Source organism: Rhodovulum sp. MB263 (assembly GCF_002073975.1).
Taxonomy (GTDB): domain Bacteria; phylum Pseudomonadota; class Alphaproteobacteria; order Rhodobacterales; family Rhodobacteraceae; genus Rhodovulum.
In genome coordinates, this window is record NZ_CP020385.1 from 149,750 (window position 1) to 164,892 (window position 15,143).

Genomic DNA, 15,143 nt, shown 5'->3' on the forward strand with positions numbered 1-15,143 from the left:
GAGTGAGGTACCGCGCAATGGCCATCGATTGCTTCCTGAAACTGGAAAACAACATCAAGGGCGAATCCCTGGATGACAAACACAAGGACTGGATCGACGTGCTGTCCTGGAACTGGGGTCTGAGCCAGTCCGGCACGACCCATATCGGTCACGGCGGCGGCGGCGGCAAGGTCGACGTGCAGGACATCACCGTCACCAAATATGTCGATGCCGCGACCCATGACCTGATCAAGCGCTGCTGCTCGGGCGAGCATATCACCGGCGGTCAGCTGGTGGTGCGCAAGTCGGGCGGCTCGGCCCCGGTCGACTATCTCAAGATCGACCTCAAGGACGTGATGATCACCTCCTATGTCACCGGCGGCTCGAAGGACGGTCTGGACCGCGTGCAGGAAACCCTGACGCTGAACTTCCGTGCCTTCCAGGTGACCTACACCATGCAGGAGGAAACCGGCGGCGCCGGTCCCGAAAGCACCGCCGGCTGGGAGATCGCCGAGAACAAGGAATGGGCGGCCTGAGGCGAAGACGCGTCGGACGCAGAATGGGCAGGGGCCGGATTTCCGGCCTCCGCCTTTTTCCCTGACCGGCCGCGGGCCGGGTCTTGCAACCAGCATCAGGAGAGGCAATGGCCGGACCTCCGCAGGAGACCGGGCCCGGGGCCCGTGAGGCCTGGCGCGACCGGGACCGCGCCAAGATCTCGATCTTCCAGATCTTCCGTTCGGCCCATGAGGAACATGACGCGCGGCGCGCGAACCGGCCCGCCGAGAATGGCGAGACCGAGGTCTCGGCCCGCTCGAAGCCGCGCCGCGAGGGGGTTTCGGCCAGCATCCTGCGCGCCCATCTGCAGGCCGATCTGGATGCGCTGCTGAACACCATCCGGCTCGATGCCGCGACCGATCTGAGCGACGCGCCGCATGTGGCGAATTCGATCCTGAATTACGGTTTCCGCGACCTGTCCTCGGTCTCGCCGGCCGAGTTTCACAGCCCCGCCATCGTCGAATCGATCCGCGAGTCGCTGTTGCGCCACGAGCCGCGCTTTCTGCCCGGTACGCTCGAGGTCCGGGTGGTCGATGCCAATGGCGACAGCGGCCAGCGCCTGTCGGTCACTGTCGAGGGCGAGCTGACCGGCGACCCGGTCGATCTGTCGGTGGGCTTCGATGCCGAGGTCGATCTGGGCGCGGGCAAGATGGACATGTCGGACCTGAGGATGCGGTCGTGAACCCGGCGCTGCGCGACACCTATAACCGCGAACTGGCGCTGCTGAAGGAACGCACCGCCGAATTCGCCCGCGACTATCCGGGCCTTGCCGACCGGCTGGGCGGGCTGATGGCCGACAATCTCGACCCCACCGTCGCGGGGCTGCTGGAGGGCTCGGCCTTCCTCGCTGCGCGGGTGCAGCTCAAGCTGCAGGACGAGTTCCGCGGCTTCACCGAGGCGCTGCTGGATCAGGTCTTTCCCGATGCGCTGGCGCCCACGCCCTCGGCGATGCTGGTCGAGGCCTCGGTTCCGGCCGGGAATTCCGACATCGTCAAGGGGCTGCGCTTCGCGCCCGGCGCCTATATGGATGCGCGCTTTCGCGATGCCGACAAGCGCATCGCCTGCCGGTTCTCGCTGGCGGCGCCGCTGACGATCTGGCCGCTGAAGCTGTCGGGGCTGCGCTATCTCTCGGGCGCGGGGCCGGTGGGCGCGCTGGGGCAGGAGATTGCCGAGGGCACCAGGGCCGGGCTGGTGCTCGATCTGGCGCGGATCGCGCCGTCGGGGCAGGCCGACGGCACGGCGCCGCTTGCCGAGCTGGCGCTCGACCGGCTCGATCTGCACCTGACCGGGCCGATGGCCGAGGCGGTGGCGCTGTATGAACAGATCTTCGCGCGCAGCCTCAGGGTCTCGCTGCGCTGGCTCGATGCGCAGGGCGATCCGGTCTTCGCGCGGCTGCCGCCCGATTGTCTGGAACAGGTGGGCTTCGATCCCGACGAGCGGCTTTTCCCGCATCACACGCGGCTGTTCGACGGCTTCGCCCTGCTGCGCGAATATTTCGTCTTCCCGCGCAAGTTCCTCGGCTTCCGCATCAACGGGCTGGCCGCGCATCTGCCCCGGCTGCGCGGGTCCGAGGTTCAGGTGATCGTCGAATTCGACCGCGCCGATCCGCGCCTGGCCGAGCGGCTGTCCGAGGGCGATATCGCGCTGAACTGCGCGCCTGCCGTGAACCTGTTCGAAGAGATGTCCTCGACCGTGCGGATCGACCGCAAGCAGCATGAATATGTGGTCACGCCAAATGCGACGCCCGTGACCCATTACGAGCTGCTCGATATTCTCGATGTGCAGGCCCATTACGCCACCCATCGCAGCAAGGAGCGGGTGCAGCCGCTTTACGCGCTGCCCGAGGGCGGGCAGGATCCGCGCCGGACGCTTTACTACACCGCGCGGCGCAAGCCCCGGCGCCTGACCGCGCGCGAGCTTCGCTTCGGCCCGGCGCGCAATCGCTATCGCGGCACCGAGACCTTCATCTCGATCTACGAGCCCGATGGCGGCGACGATATCCAGCGGCTGCAGGTCCGCGCGCTCTGTTCCAACCGGCATCTTCCCGCCGAACTGCCGATCGCGGGCAGCGAGGGCGATTTCCACATGACCGACGATGTCACCGTGTCGCTGGCCTGCCGGGCCGGGCCGACGCCGCCGCGCAACCCGCTGGGCCGGGCCGATCCGGGCGCGGGTCCGCGCGCGGGGGCGGGCGATGTCTACTGGCGGCTGATCTCGTATCTGTCGCTGAACCAGTTCGGGTTGGGCGGGCGACAGGACGGCGACAGCGCGGCGGCGCTGCGCGAGATGCTGGCGCTGTTCGCCGATTTCTCGGACAGCGCGGCCGAGGCCGGGGTGCGCGGGCTGCGCTCGGTCGAGACCCGGCCGGTGACGCGCTCGGTCGCCATGGCCGACGGCTATCACCTGGCGCGCGGCACCGAGATTTCGCTGAGCTTCGATGAAAGCGATTACGAGAGCACGGGCGTGATGCTGATCGGCGCGGTGCTCGACCGCTTCCTGTCGGAATATGCCGCGGTGAACAGCTTCACCCAGGTCCGCGTCGCCTCGGTGCAGCGCGGCGCGATCCGGACCTGGCCGCCGCGCTCGGGCAGCGGGCCGATCCTGTGACGGCGGGCGAGAGCTTTTCCGACCGACGCGCGGCCGAGGCGACAGCGGCCGAGGGGGTGGGGCTGTTCGCGGCGCTCCGGGCACTTGAACGCGCCGCCCCCGACGCGCCCCGGATCGGGCGCAATGCCCGCGCCGCCGAGGCGGTGGTCCGGCTGGGGCAGGATCCGTTCCTGGCCTTCCCGGCCTCGGATCTGTCGCGGGCGGGGCGGGACGGGCGCGCCCGGCCGTCCTACAGGGCGCAGTTCCTGGGTTTTTACGGCGCCTTCGGTGCGCTGCCCCTGGCCTGGACCGAAGAGGTCCAGCGCTGGTTCGAGGCGGGCGACGAGAGCTTCACCGCCTTCACCGACATCTTCACCGAACGGTTTCAGGAGCTGTTCTTCCGGGCCTGGTCCGATGCCCGCCCGATCACCCAGTTCGACCATCCCGACGACCGTTTCCAGGGCTATCTGCTGGCCTTTGCCGGGACCGCGACGCCGGCCTTCCGCGACCGGGGCAGGCTGCCCGATACCGCGCTGGCCCGGCTGGTGCCGCTGGCCGCGGGGCGGGTCAAAAGCCCGGTCCGCCTGCGCCAGATGCTGGGGCTGCATTTCGAGGGCCGGGCGCGGGTCGGGATCGAGGAGATGGTGCCGGGCTGGCTCGACTTCGAGCCCGGGACCGAGACCCGGCTGGGGCTGGGGGCGGCGCGCATCGGGCGCGACGCCCATCTGGGTGCGCGGGCGCGCACGATCAGCGACCGGATCCGGGTGCATCTGCATGTGCCCGACATGGCCGCCTTCGACCGCTTCCTGCCCGGCGGCCCCGACAATCGCGAGCTGGCCGAGATCTGCCGCTGGTATCTGGGCGACAGCCTCGAGATCGAGGCCGCGCTCTGGCTGCCGCAGCCCAGGGTGGTGCCGGCCGTGCTGGGCCGCTCGGCCCGGCTGGGCTGGATGGCCTGCCTCGCGCCCGATCCCGAGAACCCCGAACAGATGGTCCATATCGCGCGGTTCGACCTGAACCGCGAGGAAGACGCCGCCCGGCCTGCCGCCGCGGCCCCCGCCGCCGTCGCGGCCTGACACGAAGACCCGAAAGAGCCTGACGAGACATGACCGAGATCACCATCGAGACCTATGCCGGCAAGATGAACCGTGCCGGATACGACGCCTTCCTGCAGGGCATGCGCCATGCCCGGGGCGAGAAGAACCGCCATGTCGATCTTTGCCACTGGCTGTTCCATTCGGTCTCGAACCAGAATGCCGACATCTCGGTCACGCTGAACGAGCTGGGGCTCGACCGCGGCCGGGTGCTGCGCGATCTCGACGGGGCGATGGCCGCCTTGCAGAAGAACGTGACCGAGACCCCCGGCATTTCCGAGGTGCTGTCGGATGCGCTGAACCATGCCTGGACCTATGCCACGCTGTTCTTCGGCGAGGCCCAGATCCGGACCGGCCATGTGCTGACCGCGCTTCTGAACGATCCGGGGCTCAAGCGCCATCTGCTGCAGCTGTCGAAGGTTTTCGCCGAGATCCCGGTCGAGCGGCTGGGGCAGGAGTCGCGCAGCCTCTGGGCCGCCTCCGAGGAAGAGGGCATGCGCCCGATGGATGGCTCGGGGCTGACCGCGCGCGGCGAGGGCGCCGAGGGGGCGGCCGGGCGTGGCGGTGGGCAGTCGGCTCTGGGCCGCTTCGCGCAGGACATGACCGCCGAGGCCGAGGCCGGGCGGCTCGACCGCGTCGTCGGCCGCGACGACGAGATCCGTCAGGTGATTGACGCGCTTCTGCGGCGCCGCCAGAACAACCCGATCCTGACCGGCGAGGCTGGGGTCGGCAAGACGGCCGTGGTCGAGGGCTTTGCCCAGAAGCTCGCCGCGGGCGAGGTGCCGCCCAGGCTGAAGGGCACGCGGCTTTACATGCTCGACATCCAGTCGATGCAGGCCGGGGCCTCGATGCGGGGCGAGTTCGAGCAGCGGCTGAAATCGGTGATCGACGAGGTGCAGGCCTCGGATGTGCCGATCATCCTGTTCATCGACGAGGCCCATACCCTGATCGGCGCGGGCGGGCAGGCGGGCACGGGCGATGCCGCCAACCTGCTGAAACCGGCGCTGGCGCGCGGTACGCTGCGCACCATCGCCGCGACCACCTGGTCGGAATACCGCCAGCATATCGAGAAGGACCCGGCCCTGACCCGGCGCTTCCAGCCGGTCACGGTCGACGAGCCCGATGTCGGGACCTGCTGCGCGATGCTGCGCGGCATTCTCGGCCCGATGGAGGCCCATCACGGCGTGCGGATCTCGGATGAGGCGGTGGTGGCCGCGGTGCAGCTGTCGCAGCGCTACATCCCGGCCCGGCAACTGCCCGACAAGGCGGTCTCGCTGCTGGACACGGCGGCGGCGCGGGTCGCGGTCAGCCAGGCCTCGGTGCCCGCGCGGATCGAGGATCTGAAGGCCCGGATCGACGCGCTCGACAGCGAGATCGCCGCCAAGCGCGCGGCGCTGGATCTGGGCGAGGAGGCGGGCGAGCGGATCGCCGAGCTGGAGGCCGAACGCGCCGAAGCCGCCGCGGATCTGGTCCGGCTGGAAGAGCTTCATGACGAGCAGAAGGTGTTGGTCGAGCAGATCCTCGGGCTGCGGGCCCGGATCGCGGGCGCGGGTGAGGGCGCGGCCGGTGAGGACGAGGTGGGCGAGGACGACGCGCCGCTCGATCTCGACGCCTTGCGGGCCGAGATGCATGAGCGGCTGGCCACGCTTCAGGCGGGCGATCCCGAGACCCGGATGGTCGAGCCCCATGTCGGTGCCCAGACCGTGGCCCAGGTTATCTCGGACTGGACCGGCATCCCGACCGGCCGGATGGTGCGCGACGAACTGCAGGCGGTCCTGACCCTGAAGGATCATCTGCGCGAGCGGGTGGTGGGGCAGGATCATGCCCTGGCCGCCATCGCCCGGCGGATCGAGACCTCGCGCGCGGGGCTGGCCAATCCCGAGAAACCGATCGGGGTGTTCATGCTGTGCGGGCCTTCGGGCGTTGGCAAGACCGAGACCGCCATCGCGCTGGCCGAGGCGCTGTATGGCGGCGCGCAGAACATGATCACCATCAACATGTCCGAATTCCAGGAGGCCCATACCGTCAGCCTTCTGAAGGGCGCGCCGCCCGGCTATGTCGGCTATGGCGAGGGCGGGCGGCTGACCGAGGCGGTGCGCCGCAAGCCCTATTCGGTGGTGCTGCTCGACGAGGTCGAGAAGGCGCATCCCGATGTGCACGAGATCTTCTTCCAGGTCTTCGACAAGGGCTGGATGGAGGATGGCAACGGCCGCCGCATCGATTTCCGCAACACCCTGATCCTGCTGACCTCGAATGTCGGCACCGACACCATCATGGCGATGGCCGAAGAGGGCCGGACTCGGCCCGATCTCGACGAGGTCACGGCGGCGCTGAAGCCGCGCCAGCTCGAGATCTTCCCGCCTGCGCTGCTGGGCCGGGTGGTCTCGATCCCCTATCTGCCGCTCTCGGCCGAGGGGCTGGCGGCCATCGTCCGGCTGAAGCTTGCGGCGGTCGAGGCCCGGATGCGGGGCGCCCATGGCGCCGAGCTTGTCTATGGCGACGCCGTCATGGACCATATCGTCGATCAGTGCCGCGACCCCGACAGCGGCGGTCGGATGATCGACAACATCATCACCAATACCATCCTGCCCGACCTCTCGCGCGAGGTGCTGGGGCGGATGGTGTCAGGCGAGGGCATCGCGCGGGTCGAGATCCTGCTGCAAGACGGCGCACTGGCCTACAGTTTCGAAGGAGGAAACGCGTGACCCAATGTTTTGTCGACGATGCGGGCGTCAGCTGGAGCTATGACCAGCAGGCCGCCCTGCGCCTGATCGCCCATTATGCCCGACTCAAGGCGATGAACGAGACGACCCGTGTCGTGACCTCGCGCGACAGCCTGATCCAGAAGCTCTATCTTGCGCGCGAGCTGGCCAATGTCGAAACCGACGTCAACCGGATGCTGGCGCGCAAGACCGAGATCGAGGAGATCGAGGGCCGCCGCTTCGCCACCCTGATGCTGGGCGCGGTCGATGATGCGCAGTCCTATCTGATCGGGATCCGCCGCGAGACCGACCGGCTGATGAGCGCCAATCAGTCGGTCTACCGCTCGGCCCAGGACATCAACCAGGTTGCCATCGACCATGCCGAAACCGCGATCAAGGTGGCCAAGGGGGTGCGCGATACCTCGGTGCTGACGCTAGGCGTGATCGCCACCGTCGCGACCGGCGGCACCACCATCGCCGTGGCCTCGGGTGCGGGGGCGGGGCTGTCGGCAACCGCGACCTATCAGGATACCGGCTCGGCCTCGAAGGCGGCGATCAAGGGCGGGCTGTTCCTGCTGCCGCTGGGGACCCGCCAGATCACCGGGGTGGCGACGGCCGCGGGGGCGACGCCGACCATGACCGCGGCGATGAGCCTCGGGATCGACACCGGCGCCGAGACCTTCGAGGGCATCTATGTCAACGACGCCACGCTGGAACAGGCGCTGCGGGCGGCCCTGATCAACCAGGTCAGCGGTCAGGCCCTTGGGGCGCTGGCGCGAGAGAACAGCCGCTGGATGGGCCAGCGCCTGCGCGGCGCGGTCCGGCTGGTGGACAGCCATGGCGGGCAGATGTCGAACCGCGCCTATCCGTTCCTGTCCGAGATGGGCGGCAAGCTTGCCCAAGAGGCGCTGAAGGTCAGCCCGGGCGGCACGTTCGCCGCCGACGCGGCCGCGCAGACCGGACGGGTGGCGGCGGCGCGTGCGGCGCAGTCGCAGGCGCGCGACACGGCCAGCCTCTGGGTGATGCGCGAGGTGATGCGGCGGCTCTGAGCCCCGCATCTCGGACTGCGCCTCGGGTCGCGTTTCGGGCAGCGTCTCGGCCGGGTGTCAGCCGGTGGCGAGGATCGCGTCGACGGTCTCGCGGTAGCGGCGGATCTCGGGCGAGACCACGGCGGGGGCGGTGCCGGTCATCTTGCGGTCGGCCCAGGCCAGCAGCTCGCCGATGCTCTTGCCGGTCAGGAACGGGTTGGCGGCGACGACGGCCGTGCCCATGACCTCGGCCACCCCGGCCCCGGGATCGGCGGAAAGCGCGCGGTCGGCGCCCTCGGCGCCGAGGAAATGCGCCAGATACAGCCGGCCCGGGGTCAGTCCATGGCCCCGGGCGGCCAGATAGGCGGCATTCTCGCGGGCCAGCGCATAGACCATCTCGACGCTCAGGACCGGATCGGTCCGAAGCGCCAGAAGCGCGGCACGATCCATCCGCGCGGTCAGCTCGGGATGGTGCTCGCGCATCATCCGAAGCCAGGTCGAGGAGATGAACTGGCCAAGCCCGAGCGCGCTGGATCTGGGGTTCTTTGCATCCGACCGCCCGCCGCTTTCGACATGGACGATGCGGGCGACGAGGGTTTCGACCGCGGCATCGCCGTCGATCGCGGCCGTGGCTCCGGTAAGCGTTCCGGCCCCGGCGCAGGCATGGCCGCCTTCTGGCATCGGCAATACATAGCAGCTGCTGCGCCCTTCAAGCCCGACATAGAACAGCCGCGCCGCGCCGCCCGGCCCCGGCCGGGTCGCGTAAAGCACCCGCAGCCGGTCCTCGGGCGCGGCCGGGCGGCCCAGATCCATCCGCTGCGCCAGCAGCACGATCATCTCGCCGGTCAGGTCGGGGCCGAGCCCGGCGCCGAGTGCCGCGCTGTAGACCGCATCGAGCAGCCGGGGCGGGGCCGTGGGCGCGGCCCGGCTTTCGGCGGCCAGATCGCGCTCGGCCCAGGGATCGGCGGCGCGGGCATAGCGCCCGGCACCAAGCCGGGCCAGCGTCGTCAGATAGCCCTCGGCGCCGTAAAGCGACAGTTGCAGCAGCTCGGCCCCGGTTTCGGCTCCGGTTTCGGGCCCGGCCTGGGTTCGGGGGCCGCCGGGACGGAGCCGCAGCGCGGCCAGGAGCGGCTGCCCGGACAGCGCCGGCAGCGCCCCGGCTGCGGCGCGGCCAGCCTCGGGCCCGAGCCCGGCCCGGCTCAGCGCCGCGGCCAGATCGATGCCGGGGCCGAGCCGGAGCAGGCTGTCGGCGAAGAAGGGCTGCCGGGCGGCTTCGGGCAAAAGGCCGAGGGCAAGATCGCCGGGTGCAGTGCCGGGCGTTGTGCCGGGCGGGATGCTGAGGCCTCCGGCCCGGGCCAGGGCGCGGCTGCGGCGAGCCTGGTAAAGCGCCAGATCCTCGCGGCTCGAGGGCGGATCGAGCGCGCGCGGTCCGTTGCCCGCGCCAAGCCCGGCCTCGATCAGGGTCAGCCGGTCGGGGGCGGGCGGGCCCGCGCGCCCCGGCGCAAAGCCCGGTGGCCCGGGCAGGGTCCGGGCCGGGGCCGAAGGCCCGGCCGAGAGCCGCAGCACCATCGGATCGCGCGGCAGCCCGCGCAGCGCCAGCGACGGGTCGGGGGGCGCAGGCGTTTGTGGATCCGGCTCGGCCTCGGGCACCATGGCGAGATCGTCGCCGGTCGCGATGGCCGGGGGCGGCGTTGCGGGACCGTCGCGGCTCAGCCGCCATCCGGCCGCGCTCAGCCCCAGCGCAAGCAGGCCCAGAAGAACCGGCCGCACCAGCCGCCGCCGCCGCCGGGCCCGGGCGCGGGCGGCGGCGGCCCGGAAGGCGGGATCGACGCCGAAACCGGGCGGGTTCACCGGAACACCCCCAGCGCGGGCGCCAGCCGGATCTGCGGCGGCGGGCCGTCGGATGGCTCGGGCGCGCTCTGACGCCGCGGCGTCGCCGTGCGCGCGGCCGCGGGCGCGGGCGGGGCGGGACAGGCCACGTCTTCGGCCGCGACGATCCGGCGGAACAGCCCGGGCGAGGGCGCGCCCGGCGCCGGGCCCAGCCCGCGTTCGGCGAAATAGCGCGCGACGGCCGCGCGCGAGCCCTCGCCCCAGAGCCCGTCGATGCCGCCGCGATAGCAGTTCATCCGCGCCAGCTCGGTCTGGATCGCGCGGGGCAGGGCGTCCTCGGGCGGATCGAGCGCGCCTGCCGCGACCAGGCGGGCAAAGGCTTCGGGGTCGTCCTGCCTCAGCCGGGTACGGGTGGCGAGGTCCGACCAGACCGGCAGATCGTCGGCCTCGGGCGCGATCAGCCCGACGATGACCGAGGGTTCGGGCAGGCCCTCGGCGCGGGGCAGGGCGGCGAGGCTTTCGCGCGGCGGCGGGGTGAAGATCTCGACCGCCGGGGTCTCGGGGCGCGCGCTCAGAACCGGAGCGGCGGGCGCGGCGGGGGCCAGCCGGACGGGGGCGACGCGGCGCGGAACGGGCGCGCTGTCTGCCGGGGCGGCGGCCGCGCCCGGGGTTTCGCTGGCCAGCGCGATCGCGGGCAACAGCCACAGGGCCAGCCCCGCCGCAGCGGGCCAGCCTGTCCTGGCATGTTCTCCGATCCTCATCCCGGCTCTCGTCCTGCCTTCGTTGCTGTGGCGTCCATAGCGCGATTCCGCCCGGGATGCAGCCGGGGCGTGTGCCGCCTTCGCGCGGCCGATCACTCAGGGCCGATCGCCCGGCGGCTCACCGGGGGCCGCTCAGTCGGGGGCAGGATGCAGCGTCAGCGTGAAATCGTCGGCATTGCGGGTATCGATCTCGCGGAAGCGGGCCTCGAGATAGCCGCGGGTCAGGCAATCTGTCGCGCCGCGGATCTCGAACCGGCCCGGGCCGACGCACATCGGAGTGGCGCCCTCCAGCAGCACCCGGCCGAAGGCGTCCAGCGCGAAGACATAGAGAAAGCGCGCGCCGAGCGGCCGGTCGAGCGGGCTTGCGCATTCGCCGGGCCCGATCAGCCACCAGCCCGAGGTCCCGAAGCCGTCATCGCCGGGCTGGCCGAGGGCGAGATTGACCTCGTCGAGGCTGCGGTTGCAGACCGAAAACCCGGCCATGGCCGGGGCGGCCGCCAGCAGGGTCGAGAGCAGGGCACAAAGCGGGACCAGACAGGCGTGCGGGGCGCGGGGCATCGGCATTCCTCGGGGCGCGGGCGTCTTCGGGCAAAGCACGGGGGCAGGGGCCAAGGCAAGCCCCCGCCGCGGCGGCGATTGGCAAAGACCGGCCGACCGGCCCTGGGTCCGGCGCTTGGCGGCTGTGCGCGGCGGAGGAATCTGCTAGCCATTGCTGCATGATACGCATGACTGCACTCGCTTCGCTGCTGGTCGGCCTGACGGTCGCGGGCGGCCTCGCTCTGGCTCTCGGCCATGGTCTGGTTTCGGAGCGCCGGACGGCGGCTCCGGCGCCCGCTGCGGTTGTGCCTGCGGCCGTCCTGCCTGCCGGAACACCGGTCGAGGGCGCCCGCCTTGCCCGCGCCGAGCCGGGCGACCCGGCGCTGCCGGTGTTCCTGCGGCGCACGGTCCCGGCGGTTCCCGCAGGGGCAGGGCCGAGGGGCGGGGCCACCGAACCGGCGCGGCCCGAGGCGGTCCTGCCCGAGAGGGCTGCGCCGATGAGGCCGGCGTTTCCGGGATCCGCCCTGCAGCCACGCGGCGACGGCCCCGAGCTTGTCTCGATCGATCTTCCCCGGCTGGCGGCCCGCCCGGATGCGGCGGCCGATATGGCGCCACCGCCGCGCCCGCCGTTCCGCCACGAGGCCGCGGCCGGGTACCCCCTGCCGGAAGAGGTCGACAGCGCGCATTATCTGATCGGTGTCTACCGCTGATCCCGGCCCCTCTGCGGCGCGGTTGCGGTTGACTCGGGCGCCGGTTTCTTTTGCAAAGGTTGCGCGACCCGCCCGATCCGAGAGGCTTTCATGATCCGTATTCCGCGTTTCGTTCCGCTGCCGAGCACGCTGGTCCTGGCCCTGCTCCTGGCAGCGCCCGGGCCCGTCCTTGCCCAGGGAGCCTCCGGGGCTGCCTCGGGGATGTTGCTTGAGTTGAACGCCGCCGCCGATACCCCCGCCGGCGCCTGCCGCCTGACCTATGTCGCCACCAATCGCAGCGAGACCGGCCTGTCCGAGATCGCCTATGAGGTCGCGATCTTCGATGCCGAAGGGATCGTCAGCCAGCTTCTGGTGCTCGATTTCGGGGCGATGGCTCCGGGCAAGACCCGCGTCGTGCAGTTCGACATGCCCGACCAGCCCTGCGACGCGATTTCGCGGATCGTGGTCAATGCCGCGCCGGGCTGCGTCCGGTCGGAAGACGGCGCCCAAAGCGCGGTCTGCCTCGAGGGGCTCGAGACCCGCGCCCGCGGCGCGATCCAGTTCGGTCTCTGACATTCCCGGCCCTCCGCCCCTTCCCCCCGCCGCGCCCTGAGGAGAATCTCCCATGCCCAACCTGTCCGAGTCCGGTCTGCTGACGCCTGCCACGCTTGCGGTCTTCGCCGCGCTCGGGGTGCTGTCGGTGATGGCGCTGACGATCTCGATCTGGAAGGCCTGGCAGTTCCGCCGCATGGGCGTCGGCCGCCGGGCGCTGGCCGAGACGGTGCTGGACTGCTGGTTGTCGGGCCGGGTCGAGGAGGCGATGGAGCGGGCCGTGGCCGGGCGGGCCGTGCTGGGCCGGGTGCTGCGCGCGGTGATGTCGGCGGCGCAGGCGCGGCCGGGCGAGACCGGCTATGCCGAGGAGCTGGGCCGCCAGACCGCGCTGATCGAGCTGGCGCGGATGGGCGAGCGGATGCGCGCGCTGGAACTGATCGTGAGCTCGGCGCCGATGCTGGGGCTGCTGGGCACCGTGGTCGGCATGATCGACGCCTTCTCGGCGCTGTCGCTGGCCGCCGATGCGGCCGATCCGGCCAGTCTTGCGGGCGGGATCTGGACGGCGCTGACCACGACTGCGGCGGGGCTTGCCCTGGCGCTGATCGCCAATGCGCTGGCGACCTGGTTCGAGGGCCGGATCGAGGCCGAGCGCACGCTGCTCGAGGCGGCGATCTCGGCCGCGATCTATGGCCGGGTCGATTCTGACGGCGGGGTCTGAACCGCGATGGCGCGGCCACCGCTGCTTGGGGGGCCCCGCAGGGCGCGGCGCCCGCGCTTTGCGCTGACGGCGCTGGCCGACACCATGTTCCAGCTTCTGATCTTCTTCATGCTGTCCTCGGGGCTGACACCCTATGCGCTCTTGCCGCTGGCGCAGGCGGCGGGCAACCGGCTGGCCGAGACCCGGGTGCCGGGGGGAGAGGGCGCCGAGGCGGCGGGGGCGGTGCTGCCCGCGGGCACCCGGCTCTGGCAGATCGGGCCGGGCAGCCTGACCGCGGGTGGCCAGCGCTTCGGTTTCGACGAGATCGGTACGCTGGCGCGGGCGCTGGCGACGCGCGATCCGGTGCCGCCGGTGGTGCTGCTGGCGGGGCCGGGCGCGCGGGTGCAGGATCTGACCACCGCGCTCGACCGGCTGCGGGCGGCGGGGCTGACCGAGGTCCGGCTCGGCCTTGGCGGGGAGGGCTGAGCCTATGCGGGGACGGACGATCCTGCCGGTGCGGCGACGCCGGAGCGGGCCCGATACGGCGATTGCCATCGTCAATCTGGTGCTGCTGCTGATCCTGTTCTTTCTGGTCAGCGGCGGGCTCTGGAACCGCGACGCGCCGACCGGGGTGCGGCTGGCCGAGACCCGCGCCTTCGACCCGGCGCGGCTGCCCCGGCCGCTGCTGGAACTGACGCCCGATGGCCGGCTAGCGCTGGACGGGCAGGCGGTGACGCTGGCCGGGCTGCCCGGGGCGCTGGCGGGTGCCTCGCGGGTGCATCTGCTGATCGATCGCAGCGCCCCGGCGCGGCAATTGCTGCATCTGCTGGGTTCGGCCGGGCTTGAGGGGCGCGACGTGGTGCTGGTGACGGTGCGCGCGGGTAGGGCGGGGCAATGAGCTATCTGCCCTATGGACCCGAGCCCCGGCGGGGCTGGGCTCTGGCCGGGCTTGCTGCGCTGGCCGCGCATGGCGTCCTGGGGGCGGCGCTTGCGGTCTGGTTGGGGCGCGAGCCGGTGGCGCCGGCCCGGCCCGCGCCGCGGTTTCAGGTGACGCTGGAGCGGCTGGACAGCGACACGCTGGCCGGGTTGCGGCTGAGCGAGGGCCGCGCCAATGCCGCCGATCCGGCGCTGGGGCCGGGCGAGGAGAACCCTGAAAGCGGGGAAGGCCCGAGCCCCGCGACCGGACCCGACAACCGTCCCGAGCCCCGCGCCGCGCGCAGGCCGCCCGCTTCCTCGCAGGCAGGCCCGCCGCCTGCCGCATCCTCAGCGGAGGCCCCGCTTGCGGGCCGCCTGCCGCAACCCGTGCCCTCGCACCGGCTCTCGCCGGTGATGGCGCGCGCGGGAGCGGCGGCGGTCGCGGTCGCGCCCGAGCGACTCACCCCGGTCGGGACCGGCGATGGCGCCGGTGGCGGTGTCGAGACGGGCGCCGGATCCGGGACGGGGATCGCGCAGCGTCCGGCCGCCGGTCCGTCCGAGCCGCGCGCCCGCGATCTGGCGGCGGCGGCGCTGATTCGCCGTATCCGTGAGACCCCGGCCCCGGACTGCCTGCTGGCCTTGCCCCGGCGCGATGCCGAGGGCGGGGCCGGGGTCGATCTGATCGCGGCCTCCGAGGCGGGCATGGCCGACTATGCCGGGCGGCTTCTGACGGGCGATCTGGCCGGAACCGCCGAGCGGCGGCGCCTGATCGATCCGCGGCAATGCCCGGTTCTGGAGCTGCTGCGCGACAGTCCCGATTATCCCGCGACGCGGCTGGGGCTGGGGCTCGACCGAGCCGAGATCGTGTCGGGCGGGCGGCTGACCGGCAGCCTGCGCGGGGTCGGCGGGCGCTATGTCTTGTTGCTTCTGATCGACAATAACGGCGTTGTGCAGGACCTGCAGCGCTTCCTGTCCTTTGCCGGGAACCGGGCGAAATTCGAGGTGCCGGTGACGCTGGCCGGGCCCGCGCGCGACACCTCGCAATTGCTGCTGGCGGTGGCGAGCGACGGGCCGGTGCCGGGGCTGCGCGCCCAGATCGGGCGGCGCGCCGATCAGGTCTTTCCGCCGGGGCGCCGGGCCGCGCTGGGGGCTGCGGCGCTGGCGCTGGTGGGATTCGACCTGCGCTGAAAGCCCGGGCCGAGGGGCCGGGAGAGGGGG

General features: G+C 71.8%; 15 protein-coding genes. 12 read left to right on the top strand and 3 right to left on the bottom strand.

The window, feature by feature from the left end:
• Positions 1–17 precede the first annotated feature (17 nt).
• The 6 genes from B5V46_RS18815 (at position 18) to B5V46_RS18840 (ending at position 7,965) form a co-directional block, all read left to right on the top strand.
• Positions 18–515, top strand: a complete 498-nt coding sequence (locus B5V46_RS18815; protein WP_080618222.1) for a type VI secretion system tube protein Hcp — start codon at positions 18–20, stop codon at positions 513–515.
• A 107-nt stretch (positions 516–622) separates the two neighbouring features.
• Positions 623–1,216, top strand: a complete 594-nt coding sequence (gene tssE / locus B5V46_RS18820) for a type VI secretion system baseplate subunit TssE (RefSeq protein ID WP_080618223.1) — start codon at positions 623–625, stop codon at positions 1,214–1,216.
• Positions 1,213–3,141 carry a type VI secretion system baseplate subunit TssF gene (tssF, locus tag B5V46_RS18825; RefSeq protein ID WP_080618224.1) on the top strand — a complete coding sequence of 643 codons (1,929 nt, stop codon included), beginning with the start codon at positions 1,213–1,215 and terminating at the stop codon, positions 3,139–3,141. Before tssE ends, tssF begins: the two co-directional genes overlap by 4 nt.
• Positions 3,138–4,196, top strand: coding sequence for a type VI secretion system baseplate subunit TssG (tssG, locus tag B5V46_RS18830; protein ID WP_196774416.1), 1,059 nt, complete (start codon positions 3,138–3,140; stop codon positions 4,194–4,196). Before tssF ends, tssG begins: the two co-directional genes overlap by 4 nt.
• 29 nt (positions 4,197–4,225) lie before the next feature.
• Positions 4,226–6,919, top strand: a complete 2,694-nt coding sequence (gene tssH / locus B5V46_RS18835) for a type VI secretion system ATPase TssH (protein WP_080618226.1) — start codon at positions 4,226–4,228, stop codon at positions 6,917–6,919.
• Entirely contained in the window at positions 6,916–7,965 is a 1,050-nt protein-coding gene (locus B5V46_RS18840) for a hypothetical protein (RefSeq protein ID WP_080618227.1), read from the top strand. The genes tssH and B5V46_RS18840 overlap by 4 nt, the downstream gene beginning before the upstream one ends.
• A gap of 57 nt (positions 7,966–8,022) precedes the next feature.
• Here the strand turns inward: B5V46_RS18840 and B5V46_RS18845 are convergent, their stop codons facing one another.
• The 3 genes from B5V46_RS18845 to B5V46_RS18855 form a co-directional block, all read right to left on the bottom strand.
• Positions 8,023–9,795, bottom strand: a complete 1,773-nt coding sequence (locus tag B5V46_RS18845) for a hypothetical protein (RefSeq protein WP_080618228.1) — start codon at positions 9,793–9,795, stop codon at positions 8,023–8,025.
• Entirely contained in the window at positions 9,792–10,535 is a 744-nt protein-coding gene (locus B5V46_RS18850; protein WP_080618229.1) for a peptidoglycan-binding protein, read from the bottom strand. Before B5V46_RS18850 ends, B5V46_RS18845 begins: the two co-directional genes overlap by 4 nt.
• Positions 10,536–10,667: 132 nt before the next feature.
• Positions 10,668–11,093, bottom strand: a complete 426-nt coding sequence (locus tag B5V46_RS18855) for a DUF1036 domain-containing protein (protein ID WP_196774417.1) — start codon at positions 11,091–11,093, stop codon at positions 10,668–10,670.
• A gap of 167 nt (positions 11,094–11,260) precedes the next feature.
• Between B5V46_RS18855 and B5V46_RS18860 the strand changes: the two genes are divergently transcribed.
• The 6 genes from B5V46_RS18860 (at position 11,261) to B5V46_RS18885 (ending at position 15,113) form a co-directional block, all read left to right on the top strand.
• Positions 11,261–11,782, top strand: a complete 522-nt coding sequence (locus B5V46_RS18860) for a hypothetical protein (RefSeq protein WP_080618231.1) — start codon at positions 11,261–11,263, stop codon at positions 11,780–11,782.
• Between the two features lie 90 nt (positions 11,783–11,872).
• Entirely contained in the window at positions 11,873–12,334 is a 462-nt protein-coding gene (locus tag B5V46_RS18865) for a hypothetical protein (RefSeq protein WP_231119334.1), read from the top strand.
• A 52-nt stretch (positions 12,335–12,386) separates the two neighbouring features.
• The gene (locus B5V46_RS18870) at positions 12,387–13,031 is read left to right on the top strand and encodes a MotA/TolQ/ExbB proton channel family protein (RefSeq protein ID WP_080618232.1); all 645 of its coding nucleotides are present in this window, start codon (positions 12,387–12,389) and stop codon (positions 13,029–13,031) included.
• Positions 13,032–13,037: 6 nt separating this feature from the next.
• Complete coding sequence (locus B5V46_RS18875) at positions 13,038–13,496, top strand: biopolymer transporter ExbD (protein ID WP_080618233.1); 459 nt, start codon at positions 13,038–13,040, stop codon at positions 13,494–13,496.
• Between the two features lie 4 nt (positions 13,497–13,500).
• Positions 13,501–13,908, top strand: a complete 408-nt coding sequence (locus tag B5V46_RS18880; protein ID WP_080618234.1) for a biopolymer transporter ExbD — start codon at positions 13,501–13,503, stop codon at positions 13,906–13,908.
• The gene (locus B5V46_RS18885) at positions 13,905–15,113 is read left to right on the top strand and encodes a hypothetical protein (protein ID WP_080618235.1); all 1,209 of its coding nucleotides are present in this window, start codon (positions 13,905–13,907) and stop codon (positions 15,111–15,113) included. Before B5V46_RS18880 ends, B5V46_RS18885 begins: the two co-directional genes overlap by 4 nt.
• Positions 15,114–15,143 lie beyond the last annotated feature (30 nt).

Excerpts from the sequence above, each read along its gene's own strand:
- B5V46_RS18815 (WP_080618222.1), top strand. The coding sequence starts at position 18 with ATGGCCATCGATTGCTTCCTGAAACTGGAAAACAACATCAAGGGCGAA.
- tssE (WP_080618223.1), top strand. The coding sequence starts at position 623 with ATGGCCGGACCTCCGCAGGAGACCGGGCCCGGGGCCCGTGAGGCCTGG.
- tssH (WP_080618226.1), top strand. The coding sequence starts at position 4,226 with ATGACCGAGATCACCATCGAGACCTATGCCGGCAAGATGAACCGTGCC.
- B5V46_RS18850 (WP_080618229.1), bottom strand. The coding sequence starts at position 10,535 with ATGAGGATCGGAGAACATGCCAGGACAGGCTGGCCCGCTGCGGCGGGG.
- B5V46_RS18855 (WP_196774417.1), bottom strand. The coding sequence starts at position 11,093 with ATGCCCCGCGCCCCGCACGCCTGTCTGGTCCCGCTTTGTGCCCTGCTC.
- B5V46_RS18860 (WP_080618231.1), top strand. The coding sequence starts at position 11,261 with ATGACTGCACTCGCTTCGCTGCTGGTCGGCCTGACGGTCGCGGGCGGC.
- B5V46_RS18865 (WP_231119334.1), top strand. The coding sequence starts at position 11,873 with ATGATCCGTATTCCGCGTTTCGTTCCGCTGCCGAGCACGCTGGTCCTG.
- B5V46_RS18870 (WP_080618232.1), top strand. The coding sequence starts at position 12,387 with ATGCCCAACCTGTCCGAGTCCGGTCTGCTGACGCCTGCCACGCTTGCG.
- B5V46_RS18875 (WP_080618233.1), top strand. The coding sequence starts at position 13,038 with ATGGCGCGGCCACCGCTGCTTGGGGGGCCCCGCAGGGCGCGGCGCCCG.
- B5V46_RS18880 (WP_080618234.1), top strand. The coding sequence starts at position 13,501 with ATGCGGGGACGGACGATCCTGCCGGTGCGGCGACGCCGGAGCGGGCCC.
- B5V46_RS18885 (WP_080618235.1), top strand. The coding sequence starts at position 13,905 with ATGAGCTATCTGCCCTATGGACCCGAGCCCCGGCGGGGCTGGGCTCTG.